Genomic DNA, 17,860 nt, shown 5'->3' on the forward strand with positions numbered 1-17,860 from the left:
AACATATCGCGCCGCGATGGACCAGCCGGTCGCTTGACGCGCATCAAGGCGTGAACTGCGTGCGCCCATTACCTTCCCCCCGACATGAAACACACGTCCACGACCCTGATTCTCGGCACCGCCCTGGTTGCCGCCCTCCTTTCCGGCTGCGGCCGCTCCTCCTCGGACGCCGGCGCGCCTTCCGCCAGCGCCCCCGCCGCCAAGGCCAGCGAGGCGGCCAAGCCGGAGTCCGGTCGGGCCATCCAGTTCACCGCCAACGACACGATGAAGTTCAACATGACCGAGATTCACGCCTCCCCCGGCGAGGCGCTCTCGGTGACCCTCACCAACGAGGGCACGACCCCGAAGTTCTCCATGGGCCACAACTGGGTGCTATTCACGGCGGACATCGACCTGCCCGCCTTCGTACAGGAAAGCGCCACCGCGGCCGCGACCGACTACATCCCGGCGTCCTTCCGACCGAAGGTCATCGCCGCGACCAAGCTGCTCGGGCCCAAGGAGTCCGACACGGTCACGTTCTTCGCCCCCAAGACCCCCGGCCGCTACCCGTTCATCTGTTCGTTCCCCGGCCACATGCAGGTCGGCATGAAGGGCGAACTGATCGTCGAGTAAACCGCTTCCGCCTTCCTCGCTCCCCTACCCAATGAAATCCCTCCTCAATTTCCTGCTTCCCGCGGGCGCCGCCCTCGCGCTCCTCGGTTCGTCCGGCTGCAAACCCGCCGGCACGCCGTCCTCCGGCGCCAAGGGCGGCGCCGGTGTCGCCGCCAACTCACCCGCGGCCCGCACCTGGGTCGCCCCCGGCCAGAAGGACGAGTTCTACCTCTTCTACTCCGGCGGCCACTCCGGCCAGGTGTTCGTCGCCGGCCTGCCCTCGATGCGGCACATCACCACGATCCCGGTCTTCGGCCGGTATCCTGGCACCGGCTACGGGTACGACGAGGAGACCAAGAAGATGCTGGGCGAGTACACCTGGGGCGACGTCCATCATCCGGGCCTCTCGAAGACCAAGGGGCTGTACGACGGCCGTTGGCTGTTCGTGAATGACAACGCCAACAACCGCGTCGCGCGCATCGACCTGCGCGATTTCAAGACGCATCAGATTCTCGGCCCCATCCCGAACTCGATGGGCAACCACGGTTCCTCCTTCATCACCGAGAACAGCGAGTACGTGCTGGTGGCGACGCGCTTCTCAGTGCCGCTGCCGAAGGGCCGTTACGCCGACCTGAACGACTACGCGAAGGAGTTCAACGGCATGGTGAGCGGCATCAAAATCGACCCGAAGTCGGGCGAGATGAGCATCGGCTGGCAGATTCTCACGCCGCCGTTTGACTGGGACCTCGGCTCCACGGGCAAGGGCCCGAGCAGCGGCTGGGCGTTCTGGACTTCGTACAACACCGAGATGGCCCATGACCAACTCGAGGCCAACGCCAGCCAGCTCGACCGCGACTACGCCGCCGTCGTTAACTGGCGCGCCGCGGAGGCCGCGGTGAAGGAGGGCAAGGCCACCATGCTCGACGGCGTGCCGGTCATCGACCCGTCGAAGGTCCCGGGCGTGCTCTATTTCCTGCCCGTGCCCAAGTCACCCCACGGCATCGACACCGATCCGTCCGGCCGCTGGATCGCCGCCTCCGGCAAGCTCCAGCCCGTGGTGTCGGTCTTCGACTTCGAGAAGATCCAGGCCGCCATCACGAAGAAGGACTTCGCCACCGACTTCCGGGGCATCCCGGTGCTAAAGTACGAATCCGTGGTCGAAGGTGAGATTCCGGTCGGCCTCGGCCCGCTGCACACGCAGTACGATGACAAGGGTTTCGCCTACACCTCGCTGTTCATCGAATCCGCCGTGGCGAAATGGAAGCTGCCGCCGTGGACGCCCGAACAGCGCGCCGACTTCAACAAGGTCGTCACCGACAAGATCCCGGTGCACTACAACATCGGCCACCTCGTGGTGGGCGGCGGCGACACCATGCAGCCCTACGGCAAGTACCTCGTCGCCATGAACAAGATGTCGAAGGGCCGGCACATCTCAACCGGACCGTCGCAGCCCGAGTCCAGCCAGCTCATCGACATCTCCGGCGACAAGATGGAGATGGTCTACGAGGCGTTCACCGAGCCCGAGCCGCACTTTGCGCAGATCCTGAAGGTCGACGCGATCAAGCCGATCGAGGTGTACCCGAAGGCGGAGAACACCAACCCGAACGCGATCTGGGATGCGAAGGACGCCAGCGTCACGCGCAACGGCAAAGTCGTGGAGGTGAAGATGCTCGCGATCCGCAGCCACTTCGTGCCGGAACGGATCGAGGTCAACGAAGGCGACGAGCTCGTCATCCACGTCACCAACGTCGAGCAGACGCCCGACATGATCCACGGCCTCGGCATCGTGGAGCAGAACGTCAACGTCGTCATCGATCCGGGTGAGACGAAGACGATCCGGCTGCCGATGAAGAAGACGGGCGTGTTCCCGTTCTACTGCACGAACTTCTGTTCGGCGCTGCACCAGGAGATGCAGGGGTATCTCGCGGTGAAGCCCACCAACGTCGCGTCGGCCAAGTGAACTCGACTTCCGCCACCGTTCCCTCCGCGGGCCTCCCGGCCCGCGGGGGGCCGTCCCGCACGGATCGTTGGCGGGAGTTCTTCCGCCGGGAACACCTGTTCCTCCGCCGGCCGCTGAACCTGCGCTCCCGCGCCTTCATGCTCCTGGCGGCGCTCGCCGTCACGGCGGCGGTGTTCTTCCCCCTGTGGCAGATCCGGCTCGTTGCGCCGCAGTACCAGGAGGGCCTGGAGCTCGACATCTACGCCTACCGGCTGGTGGGCGGGAATGGCGGGCAGGACCTGAACGAGATCAACACGCTGAACCACTACATCGGCATGCACCACCTGGAGCAGGCGGACTTCGTGGAGATGAAGTGGCTGCCCTTCGCCTTCGGCATCTTCGCCCTGCTGGCGCTGCGTTCCGCGGTGCTGGGACGCATGGCCAGCCTGATCGATCTCGGCGTGCTGTTCCTGTACTTCGGCGGCTTCTCGCTCGGGAACTTCGCGTATCGGCTGTACAGTTACGGGCATAATCTCGACCCGAAGGCACCGATGCACATCGAGCCGTTCACGCCGGTGCTGATCGGCAGCCAGAAGCTCGCGAATTTCGTCCAGTCCAGCCTGCCGCAATCCGGCACGCTCCTGCTGGCCTTGTTCCCCGTCTGCATCGCGGCCGCCATGTGGTGCTCGCGCCGGGAGGAGCCGTGAAGCGGCTCGCCCTCATCGCCCTGGCCGGGCTCGCGCTGGGGGGCGGCCGGCTGGCCGCCGCCCCGGGCGACGAGCTGCGCGCGCGGCTCGCGGCGGCGCCCGCCGGTGCCACTGTCCACGTCGCGCCGGGGCGCTACGAGGGGCACTTCATTCTGGCCCGCCCGGTGCACCTGCTCGGCGAACCGGGAGCGGTCCTCGCCGGCGACCGCACCGGCGTGGTGGTCGCCATCCGGGCCGACGACGTGGAACTCGCCGGCTTCACGATCCGCGGCTCCGGCCGCGATCTCTCGGCCGACGACGCCGGCGTCCACGTGACCGGCGCCCGCGCCGTGATCCGTGACAACCGGCTCGTCGACATCCTGCACGGCATCTACGTCCGCAAGGCGAACGATGCCCGGATCACCGGCAACACCATCGTCGGCGACGGCGCGACCGGGGATGACGCCATCGCCGATCCCACCCAGCACGGGCTGAAGGCCGGCGACGCGGCCAATGGCGAGTTGTGCGGCCCCCCCGCCGGCATCGACCGCCGCGGCAACGGCATTCATTTGTGGAACTCCTCGGGCCACCTCATCGTGGGGAACACGATCAGCGGCACGCGCGATGGTGTGTACTTCTCGTTCGCCAGCCACACCCACGTCCGCGCCAATCACATTCGGCAGGTGCGGTACGGGCTGCACTACATGTATTCGGACGACAATACGTTCGAGGAGAACGAGTTTTCCGAGAACGCCGCGGGCGCCGCCCTGATGTTCTCCCGGCGCTTGGTGCTCCGGGCCAACCGCTTCCTCAGCAATCGCAGCCAGCGCGCCTACGGCCTGCTGCTGCAGGGCATCGATGACACGCGCATCGAGGACAACGTGATCTCCGGCAACACCCTCGGGCTCTTCGCCGAGAATGGGAACGGCAACACCTTCCGCGGGAACCGCATCACGGCAAACTACGTCGGTCTCCGCGTGAGCGACAGCACCGCGACGAGCAGCTTTTTCGAAAACACCTTCGCCGGGAATATCCACCCCGTGGAGACGACCGGCGAAAATGGCGCCAACCTGTGGGCCGTCGCCGGACGCGGCAACCATTGGGATGGCGCCGAGACGCTCGACCTCAACCACGACGGCGTCGCCGACATCCCACATTTCGAGCCGGACCTCTTCGGCACCTCCCGACGGGCGTTTCCGGCCATCGGGCTGTTGTCCACCAGCCCCGGCGAGCGGCTGCTGCGATGGATTCAGAGCCGCCTCGCGCTGCCCGGTCTTCCCGGGATCGCCGACCCAAAACCGCTCACCCACCCGCGATGATCCTCACGCGCGCCCTCACCAAACGCTTTGGCGCCCGGCAGGTGCTCACCGGTCTCGACCTCACCGTGGAACCCGGGAGCGTGACGCTGATGATCGGAGCCAACGGCGCCGGCAAGACGACCACGATGCGGCTCCTGGCGGGCCTGGCCGAAGCGGACTCCGGCGACGTGGTCATTGCCGGCCACGACCTGCGGACCGCGCGCCGCGCCGCCCTCGCCTCACTTTCCTTTCTGCCGCAGGCGCCCCGCTTCCACCCGCGGCTCACCACCGAACAGGTGCTGGCGTTCCACGCGCAGCTCCGGGGTCGCGAGCGCACGGAGGTGCCGGGCGCACTGGAACGCTGGGGGCTCCTCGACAGCGCCCGCACGCCCACGGGCAAACTCTCCGGTGGACTGCGCCAACGCCTCGCCCTCGCCATCTTCGAACTCGCCGACACTCCCGTCCGGCTTCTCGACGAGCCCGGCCTGAGTCTCGACCCGGAGTGGCGCGAACGACTGCAGAGCTTCCTGCTCGCCGAGGCCCGCCGGGGCGGCACGGTCCTCGTGGCCACGCACCTGCTCGGGGAATGGGAGGACCGCGCCTCCCGCTGCATCCTCGTCGAGCATGGCCGCTGCCGCGGCGACATTTCGCCCGAGCGCCTGCGCGACACCTTTCTCGGCGTGGAGCGCTTTCCCGGTCTGCCCCGCGAACCCTTCGCCGCCTGCGGCTGATTTGCCCCATGAGCCCTCACGCCACTCCCTCCCTGGGCATCGTGCTGCGCGCCGCGGCGGGCCGCGAGTTCCTCAGCCACCGGCTGAATCGCTTCCTCCACGCGCATCTCGCACTGGTCCTGCTCGCGGGCTTCCTGCCGCTGCTGACCTCGGGCGATGCCTTCGCTCGCGGCGCCACCTGGTGGCTGCTCCACGCCGTGCTCTACGCGGTGTCGCTGTCGTCCCTCCTGCTCGGGCTGAGTTCCGCGCACGCCGAGGTCGACGAGTTCACCTGGCTCCTCGGCCAACCGGCGGGGATCGGTCCGTGGCTCGCCGGCAAGGCGGCCGCGCTCGCCGCGCTCGCCGGCGGCTCGGCGTTGCTCCTGGTCGTGCCCACGGCGGTTGCCGGCGGCTCGAGTCCCGGGCTGCTGCTGGTCGGCAGCGGCGCGGCGGGCCTGAGCGTCGTCTGCGCCCTCGCCGGCCTGGCGATCGGCTTCTGGGTCCGCGACAGCGTGCGCGGCCTGATCGCCGCGTTGGCCGTGTGGTTCGTGGCGCTCTTCGGCACCGACCTGCTGCTGCTTGGCACCTCCGGCTGCGAGTGGGCGCAACAGCATCCCGACTGGTGGGTCACGCCGCTCATGGCCAACCCGCTCGACGCCTTCCGCGTCACCGTGCTGTTCGCGGTGGAACGCGCGGCGTTCACCGGTTTTGCCACCGGCCAGCTCACCGGCTGGTGGATCAGCCATGCCACGTTCTGGCTCGCCGGCCTGCTCGCCGGCTGGACCGCGATCACCGCGACCCTGGCGTGGCTCGGGGCCCGCCGGCGCTGCGATTGAGCTGCCGGCTTCCGGCCGCGCGCGGCGCTATTTCGCCTTCAGCAGCGCCTTCTTCGGAATGCGCTTCACGCTGACGAACCGCGCCCGGAAGAGGTCCTCGAGCACGTCGCGCACGTTGGGCGGAATCCGCGCCACGAGTTCATCCAGCTTCGGCAGCGCCTTCGAATCCACTTCCTCCACCGGCTCGGTCGCCGCGGCGGGCGAGGAGACCGGTTCGCCGCGGGCGCGCGCTTCGGCCAGAAACTCGGATTCCGCCGCGTCGTCCACCACCGGGGCGCCATCCTCCAGCGTCGGCGGAATCGCCAGCGTTGCGTCGTCCTCGGGCTCGGCGGAATCCTCCGCCGGCGCGACGGCCAGTCCGACCGGACTGGTCTCGTGGGGACTGCGCGGCACGGCCGGGCCCGAAGCGGCAGCCGTGGACGGAAGGCGGCTGAGGTACGGAGCCGGCGAACTGGCCAGCGCCGGGCGGGGAGCGACGATCGCGTGCTCGGCCCCCAACTCGCGCAGCGTGGCGGTCAGCCGCGCCTCAAGCTGGTCAATCAGCCCTTTTTTTTTTCGTCGGCCGCCGCGGCCGGAGTCTCGTCGGCCAGCGCGGTCAGCTCCTTGATCAGGCTGTCGATGGCGCGCGCCCGGCTGGCCTCGACGGCCTTCAGGAGCGTCACCTCGAAATTGATCTTCTCCGCCAGGCCGAGCTTCACGTTGCCTTCGCCCTCGCGCAGGGCGTCGAGCATGCGTGTGAGCTGTTCGGTGGTCATCGTGACGCCGCCGAGCTGGTCGGTCTTGCCGCCCTTGGCGATGGCGTCGAGGACCGCGCCGCGCACCAGCGCCTGCAGGTCGATCAACAGGCGGACGAGATCGCGGCCGGCCGCGTCGCATTCGTCGACGACCGCGATGATCTGCTTGTGGTCGGCCGCCGCCAGCGCGGAGGCGAGCACCTTGATCTTTTCGGCGGCCACCAGGCCGTACACGTCCAGGACGTCCGGCTCGGATATCTCCGCGCCGCAAAACGAGATCATCTGGTCGAAGATCGACTGCGCGTCGCGCATGCCGCCGTCGGCCAGGCGCGCGATGCAGGCCAGGGCCTCGTCGCTCACCGTGATCTTCTCGTCGACCGCGATCTTCTTCAGGCGCTCGATGATGAGCGGTTCCGGGATCGGCTTGAGATCGAAGCGCTGGCAGCGCGACACAATCGTCGGCAGCACCTTCTGCGGATCGGTCGTCGCGAAGACGAACTTCACGTGCGCCGGCGGCTCCTCGAGGGTCTTCAGCAGCGCGTTGAACGCCGCCGCCGAGAGCATGTGCACCTCGTCGATGATGTAGATCTTGTACTTACCCTGCGCGGGTGCGTAACGGACGGTCTCGCGCAGGTCGCGGACCTGGTCGACGCCGTTGTTGGAGGCACCGTCGATCTCCACCACGTCGAGGTGCGAGCCCTCGGCGATCGCCTTGCAGGCGGGATCATTGGGATCGAAGTCCGCCTTCGGCCCATCGGTGCAATTCAGGGCTTTGGCAAAAATGCGGGCGGTCGAGGTCTTGCCCGTGCCCCGGGGGCCGACAAACAGGTAGGCATGGGCGATGCGGCCGCGGCTGATGGCGTTCTTCAGCGTGCGCACCACGTGGTCCTGGCCCACGACGTCGTCGAAGGTCTGAGGCCGCCACTTCCGGGCAATGACTTGGTAGGTGGAGGACAAAGCGCGACGAACGTTGGCGGGCGCGTCCAAAGTTGAAAGTTGAAAGTTTCAGGACCGCACAAATTCAGCGGGCGTCGCCGTTGATCCCCGTCCGCGCCCCGGCTTCAGGACAAAAAAAGTGGCCAGGCACTCCACGGCACTGGGAGAACGTCGCTACCGTTGCTACCTTCCGGTCCTGGCGGAGTTCACGCGTCTGCCCATGCATGGCACCTGGCCGAGGCGGACCATGCGCGAGGTCCCGCCGCACGCAAGGCCTAATCTCACTCTCTTCCGCCTCAGGCGGAAGGCGTGCCGGTGGGCACCGCGGGACTGCTGGCGGCGGGCGCGGATTCGACCGGGGCGGGCGGCGTTTCCGCCGGCGTAGACTTCTTCGCGCCCGGCTTCTTGGGCAGTTCGGCTTTCCGGGAATCGCGCTGCGACTGCTCCATTTTCTGGATGGTTTCGCGCTGGCGCTCCTCCAGCCGGTTGAGCTTCTCGAGCTGCGCCGGCGTGAGCTCCTTGGCGATGTCCTGCTGCAGCCGCTGCAAGACGATCGCGGTTTCACGGAAGGTGTTCTGCTGGATCCGGCGGTAGTCGTCGGTCGCGCGCCGGATCAGCGGCATGACGCGATCCTTTTGCTCCAGAGTGAGGTCGAGCCGCTCGGCATAGCGGCGCATGACCTGCGTCGCCTGCCAGGTCTGCGGGATTTGCAGCATTGAGTTCTTGAGCGAACTGGCGGCGGCGGACGGCGGTGGCAGCTTGACCGAGGGCGCCACGGGCGTCGCGGGGGCCGTCACCGCAGTATTCGGACCGGAAACGACGGCCGGCGGGGTCGCCGCGGGGAGGATCGACATCCACCGCATGCCCATGCCGAGGGAAAAGAAGCCGCCAAAAACCGCCCCGGCGATGAACACGCCGAGAAACGCCACGATGACTTTCCAGGGTTTTTCCATGCTAGGCGTCGAGCAACACCGCCATGGGATCCTCGACCGTGGCCGCGGTGGCGGAAAGGTCGTTCACCACGGGGTCGGAGCGGAAGGCGAAGGTGTTGACGGCCACACTCGCGATCGCGAGGAGGCAGGCCACGCCGACGGCGCGAAACGCGAAACGCTCGAGCAGCGAGGCGCGCAGGCGCGGCGCGGCCATCGCGATGGCGGCCACGCGGGTCGCGAAGCCATACGGAGCCGAGAGATCACGTTCGTCCCGGCCGGCGCGGGCGGTCGCCGCGAGCCGGAACCAAGCCTGGCGAAAGTCGTGCGGGTTCATGAACGTTCCTTTCTTTGTAGTTCCTGGAAAAGCTTCTGCAACTTTCGTCTGGCCCGGAAGGCCCGGACCTTGATGAGCGACTGATTCCAGCCGGTCAGGTCCGCGATCTCCGCGATCGTCTTTTGTTCGAGGTCGAGCAGGCGCAGCACGAGCTGATCGTCGGGCTTGAGCTGGGCGAGGAGCTTGTGGACGAGTTCCTGCGCCGCCATCGCGTCGTTGGCCGCCACTTCATTCTCATTCGTCAGCACGGCGTCGAGCACCTCGGTCTCCTGCTCCGAAAGATCGGCCCACCGAAACTCCGGCCGGCGGCGCTGCGCGCGCAGATGATCGATGCAGGTCGTCACGGCAATGCGTGACACCCAATGCGGAAACGGCACCGCGCCCTGGTACTGTTCGAGGCGGGTGAACATCTTTAGAAACACCTCCTGCGCGAGGTCCTCCTCCGGCACGCGTCGCGGCAGATGCGAACGTACGATGCGAATGACGAGCGGATAGAGGTGCTCGACCAGCTCCCGCGCCGCTGCCTGGTCGCGCTGCCGCACCAGCTGCAGGCACCCAGCCAGATCAAATGGCGTGGCGTCGTCGGGCATAGGCGAATGGAGGCAAGGACATGCACATCAGGCAAGACGGCGATGGCTCGCGCCGGGTTACCCCGACGGCGGACTTTCCCCTCGCGGGCTCCCCCCGGCCCCCCGCGCGCCGCTCTCCCCGGCGCCCGGCTGATGCCACAGCCGCCCCTTGACTTTCCGGCGCCCGGGCGGCTACGTCACGTCACCGTAATGCAGATTCTGCTCCAGGCCCTGCGACTTACGAACGCGCACGCCCTCTACGGCGCCGTGTAACGGCGGGGTGTGCGTTGGCCTGAATTCTTGTCGCCGCCTCGCCGCGGCGTGTTCAAATCTGTCCGACTCCGGTCGGGCAGCTCCGTCAGAAATCCAGTCCTTTACCCGTTCGTCAGTCGCACCGTTATGCAATCAGCACCTGTTACGAAGTACCGCCCGTTTCCTCCCGTGGTCTTGCCCAACCGGCAATGGCCCAACCGCACCCTCTCCCGTGCGCCGATCTGGTGCAGCGTGGACCTCCGCGATGGCAACCAGGCCCTCGCCCAGCCGATGAGCGTGGAGGAGAAGCTCGAGTACTTCGACCTGCTCGTGAAGATCGGCTTCAAGGAGATCGAGGTCGGCTTCCCCAGCGCCTCCCAGATCGAGTTCGATTTCTGCCGCCGCCTCATCGAGGAGAACCACATCCCCGACGACGTCGCGATCCAGATTCTCTGCCAGTGCCGCGAGGAGCTGATCACGCGCAGCGTCGAGGCGCTCCGCGGCGCCCGTCACGCCATCTTCCACCTCTACAACTCGACGTCGCCGTCGCAGCGGAAGCACGTGTTCAACGCCTCCCGCGCCGACATCGTCGCCATCGCCGTCCAGGGCACGAAGTGGGTGAAGCAGCACACCCAGCCCCTGATCGCCGCCGGCACCAACGTCCGCTTCGAGTACTCGCCGGAGAGCTTCACCAGCACCGAGCTCGAATTCGCCCTCGAGATCTGCGAGGCCGTCACCGACGTCTGGCAGCCGACGCCCGCCAACAAGATCATCCTCAACCTCCCGGCGACGGTGGAGTACGCCACGCCCAACGTCCATGCCGACCAGATCGAGTGGATGAGCACGCATCTCACGCGTCGCGACTGCACCCTCATCTCGCTGCACACGCACAACGACCGCGGCACCGGCGTGGCCGCCACCGAGCTCGCCCTCCTCGCCGGCGCCGACCGTGTCGAAGGCACGCTCTTCGGCAACGGCGAGCGCACCGGCAACCTCGACGTCGTCACCGTCGCCCTCAACCTCTACACGCACGGCATCCACCCGGGCCTCGATTTCTCGAACATCAACGAGATCCGCGAGGTGTACGAACGCTGCACCCGGCTCGAGGTCCCGCCGCGCCAGCCTTACGCCGGCGAGCTCGTGTTCACCGCCTTCAGCGGCTCGCACCAGGACGCCATCAAGAAGTCCTGGGCCGCCCAGCAGCCTGACCAGCCCTGGGACGTCCTCTACATTCCCGTCGACCCGGCCGACATCGGCCGCAGCTACAAGGCGATCATCCGCATCAACTCCCAGTCGGGCAAGGGCGGCGTCGCCTACGTGCTCGAGCACGAGTTCGGCTACGTCCTGCCGAAGCTCATGCACAAGGAGATCGGCAAGATCATCAACGACGTCGCCGACGCCAAGGGCACCGAACTCACGCCGGCCGAGATCCACGACGTGTTCCGCCAGGAGTATCTCGAACGCGCCGAGCCGATCTCGCTCCAGCAGTTCAAGACCTCCGAACGCAACAGCGTCGTGAAGTGCGACGGGGTCGTTGTCATCAGCGGCTCCGCCCACAAGGTCACCGGCACGGGCAACGGCCCGATCGACGCCTTCACCCGCGCCCTCGCCGGCACCAATCTGCCGAAGTTCGAGGTCCTCTCCTACTCCGAGCATTCGCTCGGCAAGGGTTCCGAGGCCCGCGCGGTCAGCTACATCCAGGTCAGGACCGAGCGGAACCACACGGTCTTCGGCGCCGGCACCGACACCAACATCGAGCTTGCCTCGATCAAGGCGATCGTCAGCGCGCTCAACCGGGTGCTCTGCCACACCCAGCCCTGAACGCATCCGCCGGCACCGGCGCCGGACCTGCTCCAGGGTTTCGGCCGCCGGTCCCCGGCTCCCGCGGCGGCCCGCCGCCACGCCACCACCGTCCCGCGACTCCCGGTGTTGCCCGAGCGCGGCTCCGGGCTTCTTGCGCTCCCGCCTCCGCCTCCTACGCTGGCCCGTCCGCATGAAATTCACTCCTGAAAAGCCCGCGCTCACCGGCGAGACGCTCGCGTCGCTCACCGAGCAGCTGCGCGCCCACGGCGAGCCCGCTTTTCGCGCCCGGCAGATTCTCGACTGGCTCTACAAGAAGCGCGCGCGCGCCTGGGACCAGATGACCAACCTGCCCAAGCCGTTGCGCACCTGGCTCGCGGAGACGTTCGACCTCCTGCCCGCCAGTCTGGTGCTCAACAAGCAGTCCGAGGATGTGACGGACAAGCTGCTGCTCGAACTCGGCGACCGCTCGCTGATCGAGACCGTGATCATCCGCGCCCCACAGGAGGGCGTCGGCGTCGACCACTCCCGCAAGACCATCTGCATCTCGACTCAGGTCGGCTGCGCCATGGGCTGCGTCTTCTGCGCCAGCGGCCTCGCCGGCCTCAAACGCGACCTCACCGCCGGCGAGATCGTCGCCCAGCTCCTGCACGTCTGCTACCGCGAAGACGAGCGCACCCCGCGCGCCCGCGCCGAGCTCGCCTCCTTCGACAACATCGTCGTCATGGGCATGGGCGAACCGCTCGCCAACTACGATAACCTCATCCGCGCCCTCACCATCGTGAATGCCGAATGGGGCCTCGGCTTCGGCGCCCGCCGCATCACCCTCTCCACCAGCGGGCTCGTGCCCAAGATCCTGCGCCTGGCCGACGAGCCCCTCGGCTTCCGCCTCGCCGTCTCCCTGCACGGCGCGACCGACGAGGTCCGCGAGAAGATCATGCCCGTCAACAAGGCGTTTCCACTCGGGAAACTCGTCCCCGCCGTGAAGGCGTTCAGCGAGAAGCACGGCCGCATGGTCACGCTCGAGTTCATCCTCATCGAAGACGTCAATGACTCGCTCACCCAGGCCGGCGCCCTGCGCGACATCGCGCGCGACCTGCACGCCCACGTGAATCTCATCCCGTACAACACGGTCGCCGGACTCCCGTGGAAACGGCCCTCCCTCACCCGGCAGGAAAAGTTCGCCGACGTGCTCCGCGCCGCCCGCGTGTCCGTCACGCTGCGCCGCGAAAAAGGGCACGACATCGACGCCGCCTGCGGCCAGCTGCGCCTGCGGACCGAACAGGAGCGCGCCGCCGCCGTCGCCGGCTGAGCTCGAAATTGCTCCCGCCGCCCCGCAAGGGGCCGGTCGGCCTGCACTTTCCGCTTGAAAGCGGAGACCGGGGCTTCTTTTACGTCACGCCTTTACCTGATCGGCTGACCGGAACTTTTCCCGTCCGACCGGTCATATCGCCCTTTACTCCCCCGCTTCATCCCATGATCGAAGTCAAAGGCTTGGTGAAAACGTACGGTTCCAAACGCGCCGTCGACGGCGTGAGTTTCCAGGTGAACCGCGGTGACATTCTCGGCTTCCTCGGGCCCAACGGCGCCGGCAAGTCGACCACCATGAAGATGATCACCGGCTTCCTCCGGCCCGACGCCGGCACCGCCACGGTCGACGGCATCGACGTGACGGCCGATCCGGTCGCGGTGAAGAGCCGCCTCGGCTACCTGCCCGAAAGCGCGCCGGCGTATCCGGAAATGACCGTCGAGGAATTCCTCGGCTTCGTCGCCGAGGTCCGCGGCTACCGCACCGCCGCCGCCCGCCGCGCGCAGGTCGACCGCGCCATCGGGCTGACCCATCTCGGCCCCGTGCGGCAGCAGACGATCGAGACGCTCTCCAAGGGCTTCAAGCAGCGCGTCGGCTTCGCCCAGGCGCTCCTTCACGAGCCGCCCGCCCTCGTGCTCGACGAGCCGACCGACGGCCTTGATCCCAACCAGAAGAACGAGGTGCGCGCGCTGATCCGCAGCATGGCCGCCGAGAAGGCCGTCATCCTCTCCACCCACATCCTGGAGGAGGTGGAAGCCATCTGCACCCGCGTGATCATCATCTCCCAGGGCAAGGTGGTCGTGGACGAGACGCCCGCCCAGCTGCACGCCCGCCAGCCCGGCGCGCGGCTCGACGAGATCTTCCGCAGCCTCACCCGCGGCGACATCTAGTCCGCTGCCTTCCTTTTCCCCTCTGCGCGCCGCCCCCCCGCCGCGCCCCGTTTTTCCTCCCTTTTCAGCTCCTCTTCGCCGCCATGCGCCAAATCGCTCCCGTGTTCAAACGCGAGTTTCTCGGCTACTTCCGTTCGCCGGTCGCGTACGTGTTCCTCAGCGGGTTTCTCTTCATTTCGGTCGCCCTCGCGTTCTCCCGCTACGGCGGGTTCTTCCGCTCCGGGACCGCGAGCATGGAGACCTACTTCATCTTCTTTCCCTGGCTTTTTCTGTTCCTCGTGCCGGCCGTCGGCATGCGCCTCTGGTCCGAGGAAAAGCGCTCCGGCACCGTCGAACTGCTGTTCACCCTGCCCGTCACCACGCTCGAGGCGGTGCTCGGAAAGTTTCTCGCCGGCTGGGCGTTCCTCGCCCTCGCCGTGCTGCTGAGCTTCCCAATGGTGCTCACCGTTGCGTACCTCGGCGACCCCGATTGGGGCGTCATCGCCACCACCTACCTGGGCGCGATCCTGATGGCCGGCGGCTATCTCGGCGTCTGTGCCGTCATGTCCGCCCTCACGAAGAACCAGGTGATCAGCTTCGTCCTGAGCCTCGGTGCCTGCGCCTTCCTGGTCTTCCTCGGCTTCAGCAGCTTCACCGACACCCTCGAGGCCTGGTTCCCGGTGGGCGTCGCCGACGCCCTCTCGAACTTCAGCTTCATCACCCATTTCGACGCGTTCACCAAGGGAATCATCGATCCGAAGGACGTCGTGTTCTTCCTTTCGCTGATGGGCTTCTCGCTCTTCCTGAACGTCGTCGCGCTGGAACGCTAACCCTCTCGCCGCGCCATGAAACTCAGCGCCAAAGCCGTCGCCATCGTCCTGTTGTTTGTCGGGCTCGTGCTCGTCAACTATCTCGCCTCGACGCTCCCGGTGCGCGTCGACGCCACCGCGGACTCGATCTACTCCCTCTCGCCCGGCACCAAGGCCGTCCTCGGCAAAATCGAGGAGCCGATCACCATCGAGCTCTTCTACTCGAAGGACGCCACCGGCATTCCGATCACCTACAAGAACTACGCCGCGCGCGTGCAGGAAATGCTGCGGCAGTACGTCCGCGCCTCGAAGGGCAAGCTCACCCTCAGCATCGTCAACCCGCGGCCCGACACGCCCGATGAGGAGCGCGCCACCGCGGTCGGCCTCACCCCGCAGGTTTCGCAGCAGGGCGGCGACCAGTTCTTCTTCGGGCTCGTGGTCACGCAGGCAGACCAGCAGAAGACCGTCCCGGCCTTCACCCCGGCACGCGAGCCGTTCCTCGAATACGATCTCTCGAAGCTGATCTACAGCGTGCAGCAGCTCGACAAGCCGAAGCTCGGGCTCCTCACGTCGCTGCCCCTGCAGGGCTCCAGCCCGCAGGACATGCAGATGATGATGATGATGCGGCAGCAGCCGCGTCCGTCGCAGTACGTCATCGAGGAATGGAAGGAGTCGTTCGAGATCGTGCCGATCGAGGCCACCGCGAACGAGCTTCCCGCCAACCTCGATGTGCTCGCGGTCATCCATCCGCAGAACGTCTCCCCGAAGCTGCAGTACGCGATCGACCAGTTCCTCCTCGCCGGCAAGCCCGTCATCCTCGCCGTCGACCCGGCCTCCCAGTACTTCAAGCGTCAGGGCGGCCAGCAGGCCATGTTCGGCGGCCCGCAGCCCAACGTCTCCAGCGACCTGCCGGCGCTGCTCAACGCCTGGGGCATCCAGTACGATCCCCAAAAGATCGTCGGCGACCTCGAGAACGCCACCGAGGTCCGCACCGGCCAGGCCACCACCGCCCGCTACCCGGTCTGGCTCACGCTGCGCAAAACCAACTTCAGCGCCCGCTCGCCGCTCACCGCGCAGCTCAACTCCGCCATGTTTATCGAGTCGGGATTCCTCGCGCCCAAGGCCGGCAGCTCCCTCACCTTCACCCCGCTCGTCGAAACCTCCGCGCGCTCCGGCGACGTCGCCGCCATGGCGCTGCAGTTCGCCCAGCCCGAGGACGTCGCGAAGCAGATCACCGCCAGCGGCAAGAAGACCATCGCCGCCCTCGTCCAGGGCAAGTTCACGACCGCCTTCCCCGCGGGCGTCCCGAAGGACGAACCCGCCGCCACCAAAAAGGACGCGAAGACCGACGCCGCCCAACCCGCCGGGCTCAAGGAATCGAAGACCGCGTCCACCTTGTTCGTCATCGCCGACACCGACTGGCTGTTCGACGACTACAGCGTTCGAAAATTCAACCTCTTCGGCCAGACCGCGGCGCAGCCGTTCAACGACAACCTCGCCTTCGGCGCCAACGTCGTCGAATTCCTCGGCGGTTCCCAGGACCTCATCTCGATCCGCGGCAAGGGCACCTCGATCCGGCCCTTCGACGTCGTGCGCGAGATGGAAATCGAGGCCCAGAAGAAATACCAGGAGCAGCTCACCGCCCTCGATGCGCGGTTGCAGGAGGTCCAGACCAAGCTCAGCGAGTTGCAGGGCCGGCGGACCGAGGGCAACCGGCTCGTCGCCACGCCCGAGATGACCAAGGCCATCGAGGAGTTTCAGAAGCAGTCTGCCGAGATGCGCGGCCAGCGCCGCGAGATCCGCCGCGCGCTCCGCGAGGACATCGACGCCCTCGAGAACCGCCTGCTCACCCTCAACCTCGCCGCGCCGATCGTCCTCATCGGCCTCGTCGGCGTCTGGTTCTACCGCTCCCGCCGCCGCTGATCCCGCCGCCCCGCCGGCACGGGACGCGCGACGGTTCCGCCGTCCCGCCCCCCGGCGATCTCCTCTCCCTCCCCGCTCCGCTTTCCGTCCATCACCATGAGACTGAAAACCCTCACGCTCTCGATCCTCGTCCTGGCCGTCGTCTCCGCGGTCGTGTTCATCGCCCGCCGCCCGGCCCCGCCGCCCTCAAAGGACCCGCGCACGGGCCAGGCCCTCGTCGACGCCACCACCATCGAAAAGGCGGCTCGGCTGCGGCTGAGTGACGCCGGCAAGACCGTCCTTCTCTCCCGCCAGGCCGATGGCACCTGGCGCGACGCGAGCTACTTCGACCTGCCCGCCGACATGGCAAAGTTGTCCAGCTTCGTCGGCAGCCTGACGGAGGCAAAGCTGCAGCGACTCGTTACCGCCAACCCCGAGCGCGTCGCGCGGCTCGAATTCAAAGACACCCGGATCGAACTGCTCGACGCCGCGGACAAGCCGCTGTGGTCCGTCACGCTCGGGAAGAACGCCGACCTCGGCGGCGGCCGATTCGTCCGCTTCGGCGAGGAAACGAAAGCCTACCTCACCAACCTCAACGCTTGGCTCGACGCGGACGCGAAAAACTGGGCCAGCGCCGAGCTGCTCGCGCTGAAGCCCGACGACGTCGCCAAGGTCGAGATCGCGTTTGCGCCCCCGGCCGACGACGGCGCCGCGGCCAAGCCCGCGACGGTGACGCTGACGCGCGCGAAGAAGGACGACGCCTGGAAGGCCGAGCCGACTCCCGCCCAGCAGCAGGTGAAGGCGGCCCGCGTGGGAGCGCTGCTCAGCAGCCTCACCGCCCTGCGGTTCACCGACACCGTCGAGCCGAACGACGCCCAGGTCGCCGTCGCCAAGGCCAATCAGCGCGTCGCGAAACTCACCGCCTTCGACGGCAAGACCTACACCATCGCCCTCGGGCGCAAGCCCGAGGAGAAGAAGCTCAAGGCGCCGGTCGCCTCCTCCGACGGCAAGACCGGGCCCGCCTCCATGGGCTCGATCACCGACCTGGCGAAGAAGGACCAGCCGGCCGGCAACGAAGCCGGCAAGGACAAGCCCGCGGCGCCGGAATTTGAGACGATCCCCGCCGGGCCGGTGTTCGCGTTCGTCACGAGCAGCGAGGCTTCGGCGCCGGTAAACGCGCTGATGGCGAAGCGGGCGTACCAGATCAGCGACTACACCTTCACCAGCCTGCCGCAGTCGGCCGACGAGTTGTTCGAGCCGCGCCCCGCCACCCCGGCGCCCGCGGCCGACCAGAAGCCAGCGGTGCCGCCGGCCAAATAGCCGGCCGAGCGGCTGCGGGGCCCCCCGGCAAGCT

General features: G+C 67.5%; 17 protein-coding genes and 1 other RNA gene. 12 read left to right on the forward strand and 6 right to left on the reverse strand.

The annotated features are described in order from the left end of the window. The first annotated feature begins 84 nt into the window (after positions 1 to 84). Genes DB354_RS08350 through DB354_RS08375 form a run of 6 tightly spaced genes read left to right on the forward strand, consistent with a single transcriptional unit; the run spans position 85 to position 6,060 of the window. On the forward strand, positions 85 to 612 hold the full coding sequence (locus DB354_RS08350; protein WP_107834990.1) for a plastocyanin/azurin family copper-binding protein: 528 nt from the start codon (positions 85 to 87) through the stop codon (positions 610 to 612). 31 nt (positions 613 to 643) lie between these two features. Then, positions 644 to 2,551, forward strand: coding sequence for a Sec-dependent nitrous-oxide reductase (gene nosZ, locus DB354_RS08355; protein WP_107834991.1), 1,908 nt, complete (start codon positions 644 to 646; stop codon positions 2,549 to 2,551). Then, positions 2,548 to 3,237 carry a hypothetical protein gene (locus DB354_RS08360; RefSeq protein WP_233256591.1) on the forward strand — a complete coding sequence of 230 codons (690 nt, stop codon included), beginning with the start codon at positions 2,548 to 2,550 and terminating at the stop codon, positions 3,235 to 3,237. Before nosZ ends, DB354_RS08360 begins: the two co-directional genes overlap by 4 nt. Next, entirely contained in the window at positions 3,234 to 4,535 is a 1,302-nt protein-coding gene (locus DB354_RS08365) for a NosD domain-containing protein (protein WP_107835033.1), read from the forward strand. The genes DB354_RS08360 and DB354_RS08365 overlap by 4 nt, the downstream gene beginning before the upstream one ends. Then, positions 4,532 to 5,245 (forward strand): ABC transporter ATP-binding protein, encoded by a 714-nt coding sequence (locus tag DB354_RS08370; protein WP_107834992.1) that lies wholly within the window; start codon positions 4,532 to 4,534, stop codon positions 5,243 to 5,245. Before DB354_RS08365 ends, DB354_RS08370 begins: the two co-directional genes overlap by 4 nt. An 8-nt stretch (positions 5,246 to 5,253) precedes the next feature. Further along, positions 5,254 to 6,060: a hypothetical protein gene (locus tag DB354_RS08375; RefSeq protein WP_107834993.1), complete on the forward strand. Its 807-nt coding sequence runs from the start codon at positions 5,254 to 5,256 to the stop codon at positions 6,058 to 6,060. A gap of 27 nt (positions 6,061 to 6,087) precedes the next feature. Here DB354_RS08375 and DB354_RS08380 read toward each other — a convergent pair whose 3' ends face one another. The 6 genes from DB354_RS08380 to DB354_RS08405 form a co-directional block, all read right to left on the reverse strand. Then, complete coding sequence (locus DB354_RS08380) at positions 6,088 to 6,453, reverse strand: hypothetical protein (RefSeq protein WP_146180157.1); 366 nt, start codon at positions 6,451 to 6,453, stop codon at positions 6,088 to 6,090. A gap of 146 nt (positions 6,454 to 6,599) precedes the next feature. Continuing rightward, positions 6,600 to 7,751 (reverse strand): DNA polymerase III subunit gamma/tau, encoded by a 1,152-nt coding sequence (dnaX, locus tag DB354_RS08385; protein ID WP_107834995.1) that lies wholly within the window; start codon positions 7,749 to 7,751, stop codon positions 6,600 to 6,602. Positions 7,752 to 7,868: 117 nt separating this feature from the next. Next, positions 7,869 to 7,967: signal recognition particle sRNA small type (ffs, locus tag DB354_RS08390), an RNA gene on the reverse strand. Between the two features lie 59 nt (positions 7,968 to 8,026). Then, positions 8,027 to 8,683 (reverse strand): hypothetical protein, encoded by a 657-nt coding sequence (locus DB354_RS08395; protein ID WP_107834996.1) that lies wholly within the window; start codon positions 8,681 to 8,683, stop codon positions 8,027 to 8,029. Between the two features lies 1 nt (position 8,684). Next, a complete protein-coding gene (locus tag DB354_RS08400; protein ID WP_107834997.1) occupies positions 8,685 to 8,996 on the reverse strand; it encodes a hypothetical protein in 312 nt (103 codons plus the stop codon). Beyond that, positions 8,993 to 9,586 carry a sigma-70 family RNA polymerase sigma factor gene (locus DB354_RS08405; RefSeq protein WP_107834998.1) on the reverse strand — a complete coding sequence of 198 codons (594 nt, stop codon included), beginning with the start codon at positions 9,584 to 9,586 and terminating at the stop codon, positions 8,993 to 8,995. The genes DB354_RS08400 and DB354_RS08405 overlap by 4 nt, the downstream gene beginning before the upstream one ends. Positions 9,587 to 9,964: 378 nt before the next feature. On the opposite strand from DB354_RS08405, the gene leuA reads away from it, so the two are divergent. The 6 genes from leuA (at position 9,965) to DB354_RS08435 (ending at position 17,826) form a co-directional block, all read left to right on the forward strand. Next, positions 9,965 to 11,638 (forward strand): 2-isopropylmalate synthase, encoded by a 1,674-nt coding sequence (gene leuA, locus DB354_RS08410; protein WP_107834999.1) that lies wholly within the window; start codon positions 9,965 to 9,967, stop codon positions 11,636 to 11,638. A 172-nt stretch (positions 11,639 to 11,810) separates the two neighbouring features. Beyond that, the gene (gene rlmN, locus DB354_RS08415) at positions 11,811 to 12,929 is read left to right on the forward strand and encodes a 23S rRNA (adenine(2503)-C(2))-methyltransferase RlmN (protein ID WP_107835000.1); all 1,119 of its coding nucleotides are present in this window, start codon (positions 11,811 to 11,813) and stop codon (positions 12,927 to 12,929) included. Positions 12,930 to 13,093: 164 nt separating this feature from the next. Next, on the forward strand, positions 13,094 to 13,816 hold the full coding sequence (locus tag DB354_RS08420; RefSeq protein ID WP_107835001.1) for an ABC transporter ATP-binding protein: 723 nt from the start codon (positions 13,094 to 13,096) through the stop codon (positions 13,814 to 13,816). An 83-nt stretch (positions 13,817 to 13,899) separates the two neighbouring features. After that, positions 13,900 to 14,625: an ABC transporter permease gene (locus DB354_RS08425; RefSeq protein WP_107835002.1), complete on the forward strand. Its 726-nt coding sequence runs from the start codon at positions 13,900 to 13,902 to the stop codon at positions 14,623 to 14,625. 15 nt (positions 14,626 to 14,640) lie between these two features. Then, the gene (locus DB354_RS08430; RefSeq protein ID WP_107835003.1) at positions 14,641 to 16,527 is read left to right on the forward strand and encodes a GldG family protein; all 1,887 of its coding nucleotides are present in this window, start codon (positions 14,641 to 14,643) and stop codon (positions 16,525 to 16,527) included. A gap of 96 nt (positions 16,528 to 16,623) precedes the next feature. Continuing rightward, positions 16,624 to 17,826: a DUF4340 domain-containing protein gene (locus DB354_RS08435; RefSeq protein WP_107835004.1), complete on the forward strand. Its 1,203-nt coding sequence runs from the start codon at positions 16,624 to 16,626 to the stop codon at positions 17,824 to 17,826. The last annotated feature ends 34 nt before the right edge of the window (positions 17,827 to 17,860 follow it).

This window comes from Opitutus sp. ER46 (genome assembly GCF_003054705.1).
Lineage (GTDB): Bacteria > Verrucomicrobiota > Verrucomicrobiia > Opitutales > Opitutaceae > ER46.

Bases quoted from the DNA above. Each gene is read 5' to 3' on its own strand.
- DB354_RS08350 (WP_107834990.1), top strand. From the start codon at position 85: ATGAAACACACGTCCACGACCCTGATTCTCGGCACCGCCCTGGTTGCC.
- nosZ (WP_107834991.1), top strand. From the start codon at position 644: ATGAAATCCCTCCTCAATTTCCTGCTTCCCGCGGGCGCCGCCCTCGCG.
- DB354_RS08370 (WP_107834992.1), top strand. From the start codon at position 4,532: ATGATCCTCACGCGCGCCCTCACCAAACGCTTTGGCGCCCGGCAGGTG.
- DB354_RS08375 (WP_107834993.1), top strand. From the start codon at position 5,254: ATGAGCCCTCACGCCACTCCCTCCCTGGGCATCGTGCTGCGCGCCGCG.
- DB354_RS08395 (WP_107834996.1), bottom strand. From the start codon at position 8,683: ATGGAAAAACCCTGGAAAGTCATCGTGGCGTTTCTCGGCGTGTTCATC.
- DB354_RS08400 (WP_107834997.1), bottom strand. From the start codon at position 8,996: ATGAACCCGCACGACTTTCGCCAGGCTTGGTTCCGGCTCGCGGCGACC.
- DB354_RS08405 (WP_107834998.1), bottom strand. From the start codon at position 9,586: ATGCCCGACGACGCCACGCCATTTGATCTGGCTGGGTGCCTGCAGCTG.
- leuA (WP_107834999.1), top strand. From the start codon at position 9,965: ATGCAATCAGCACCTGTTACGAAGTACCGCCCGTTTCCTCCCGTGGTC.
- rlmN (WP_107835000.1), top strand. From the start codon at position 11,811: ATGAAATTCACTCCTGAAAAGCCCGCGCTCACCGGCGAGACGCTCGCG.
- DB354_RS08420 (WP_107835001.1), top strand. From the start codon at position 13,094: ATGATCGAAGTCAAAGGCTTGGTGAAAACGTACGGTTCCAAACGCGCC.
- DB354_RS08425 (WP_107835002.1), top strand. From the start codon at position 13,900: ATGCGCCAAATCGCTCCCGTGTTCAAACGCGAGTTTCTCGGCTACTTC.
- DB354_RS08430 (WP_107835003.1), top strand. From the start codon at position 14,641: ATGAAACTCAGCGCCAAAGCCGTCGCCATCGTCCTGTTGTTTGTCGGG.
- DB354_RS08435 (WP_107835004.1), top strand. From the start codon at position 16,624: ATGAGACTGAAAACCCTCACGCTCTCGATCCTCGTCCTGGCCGTCGTC.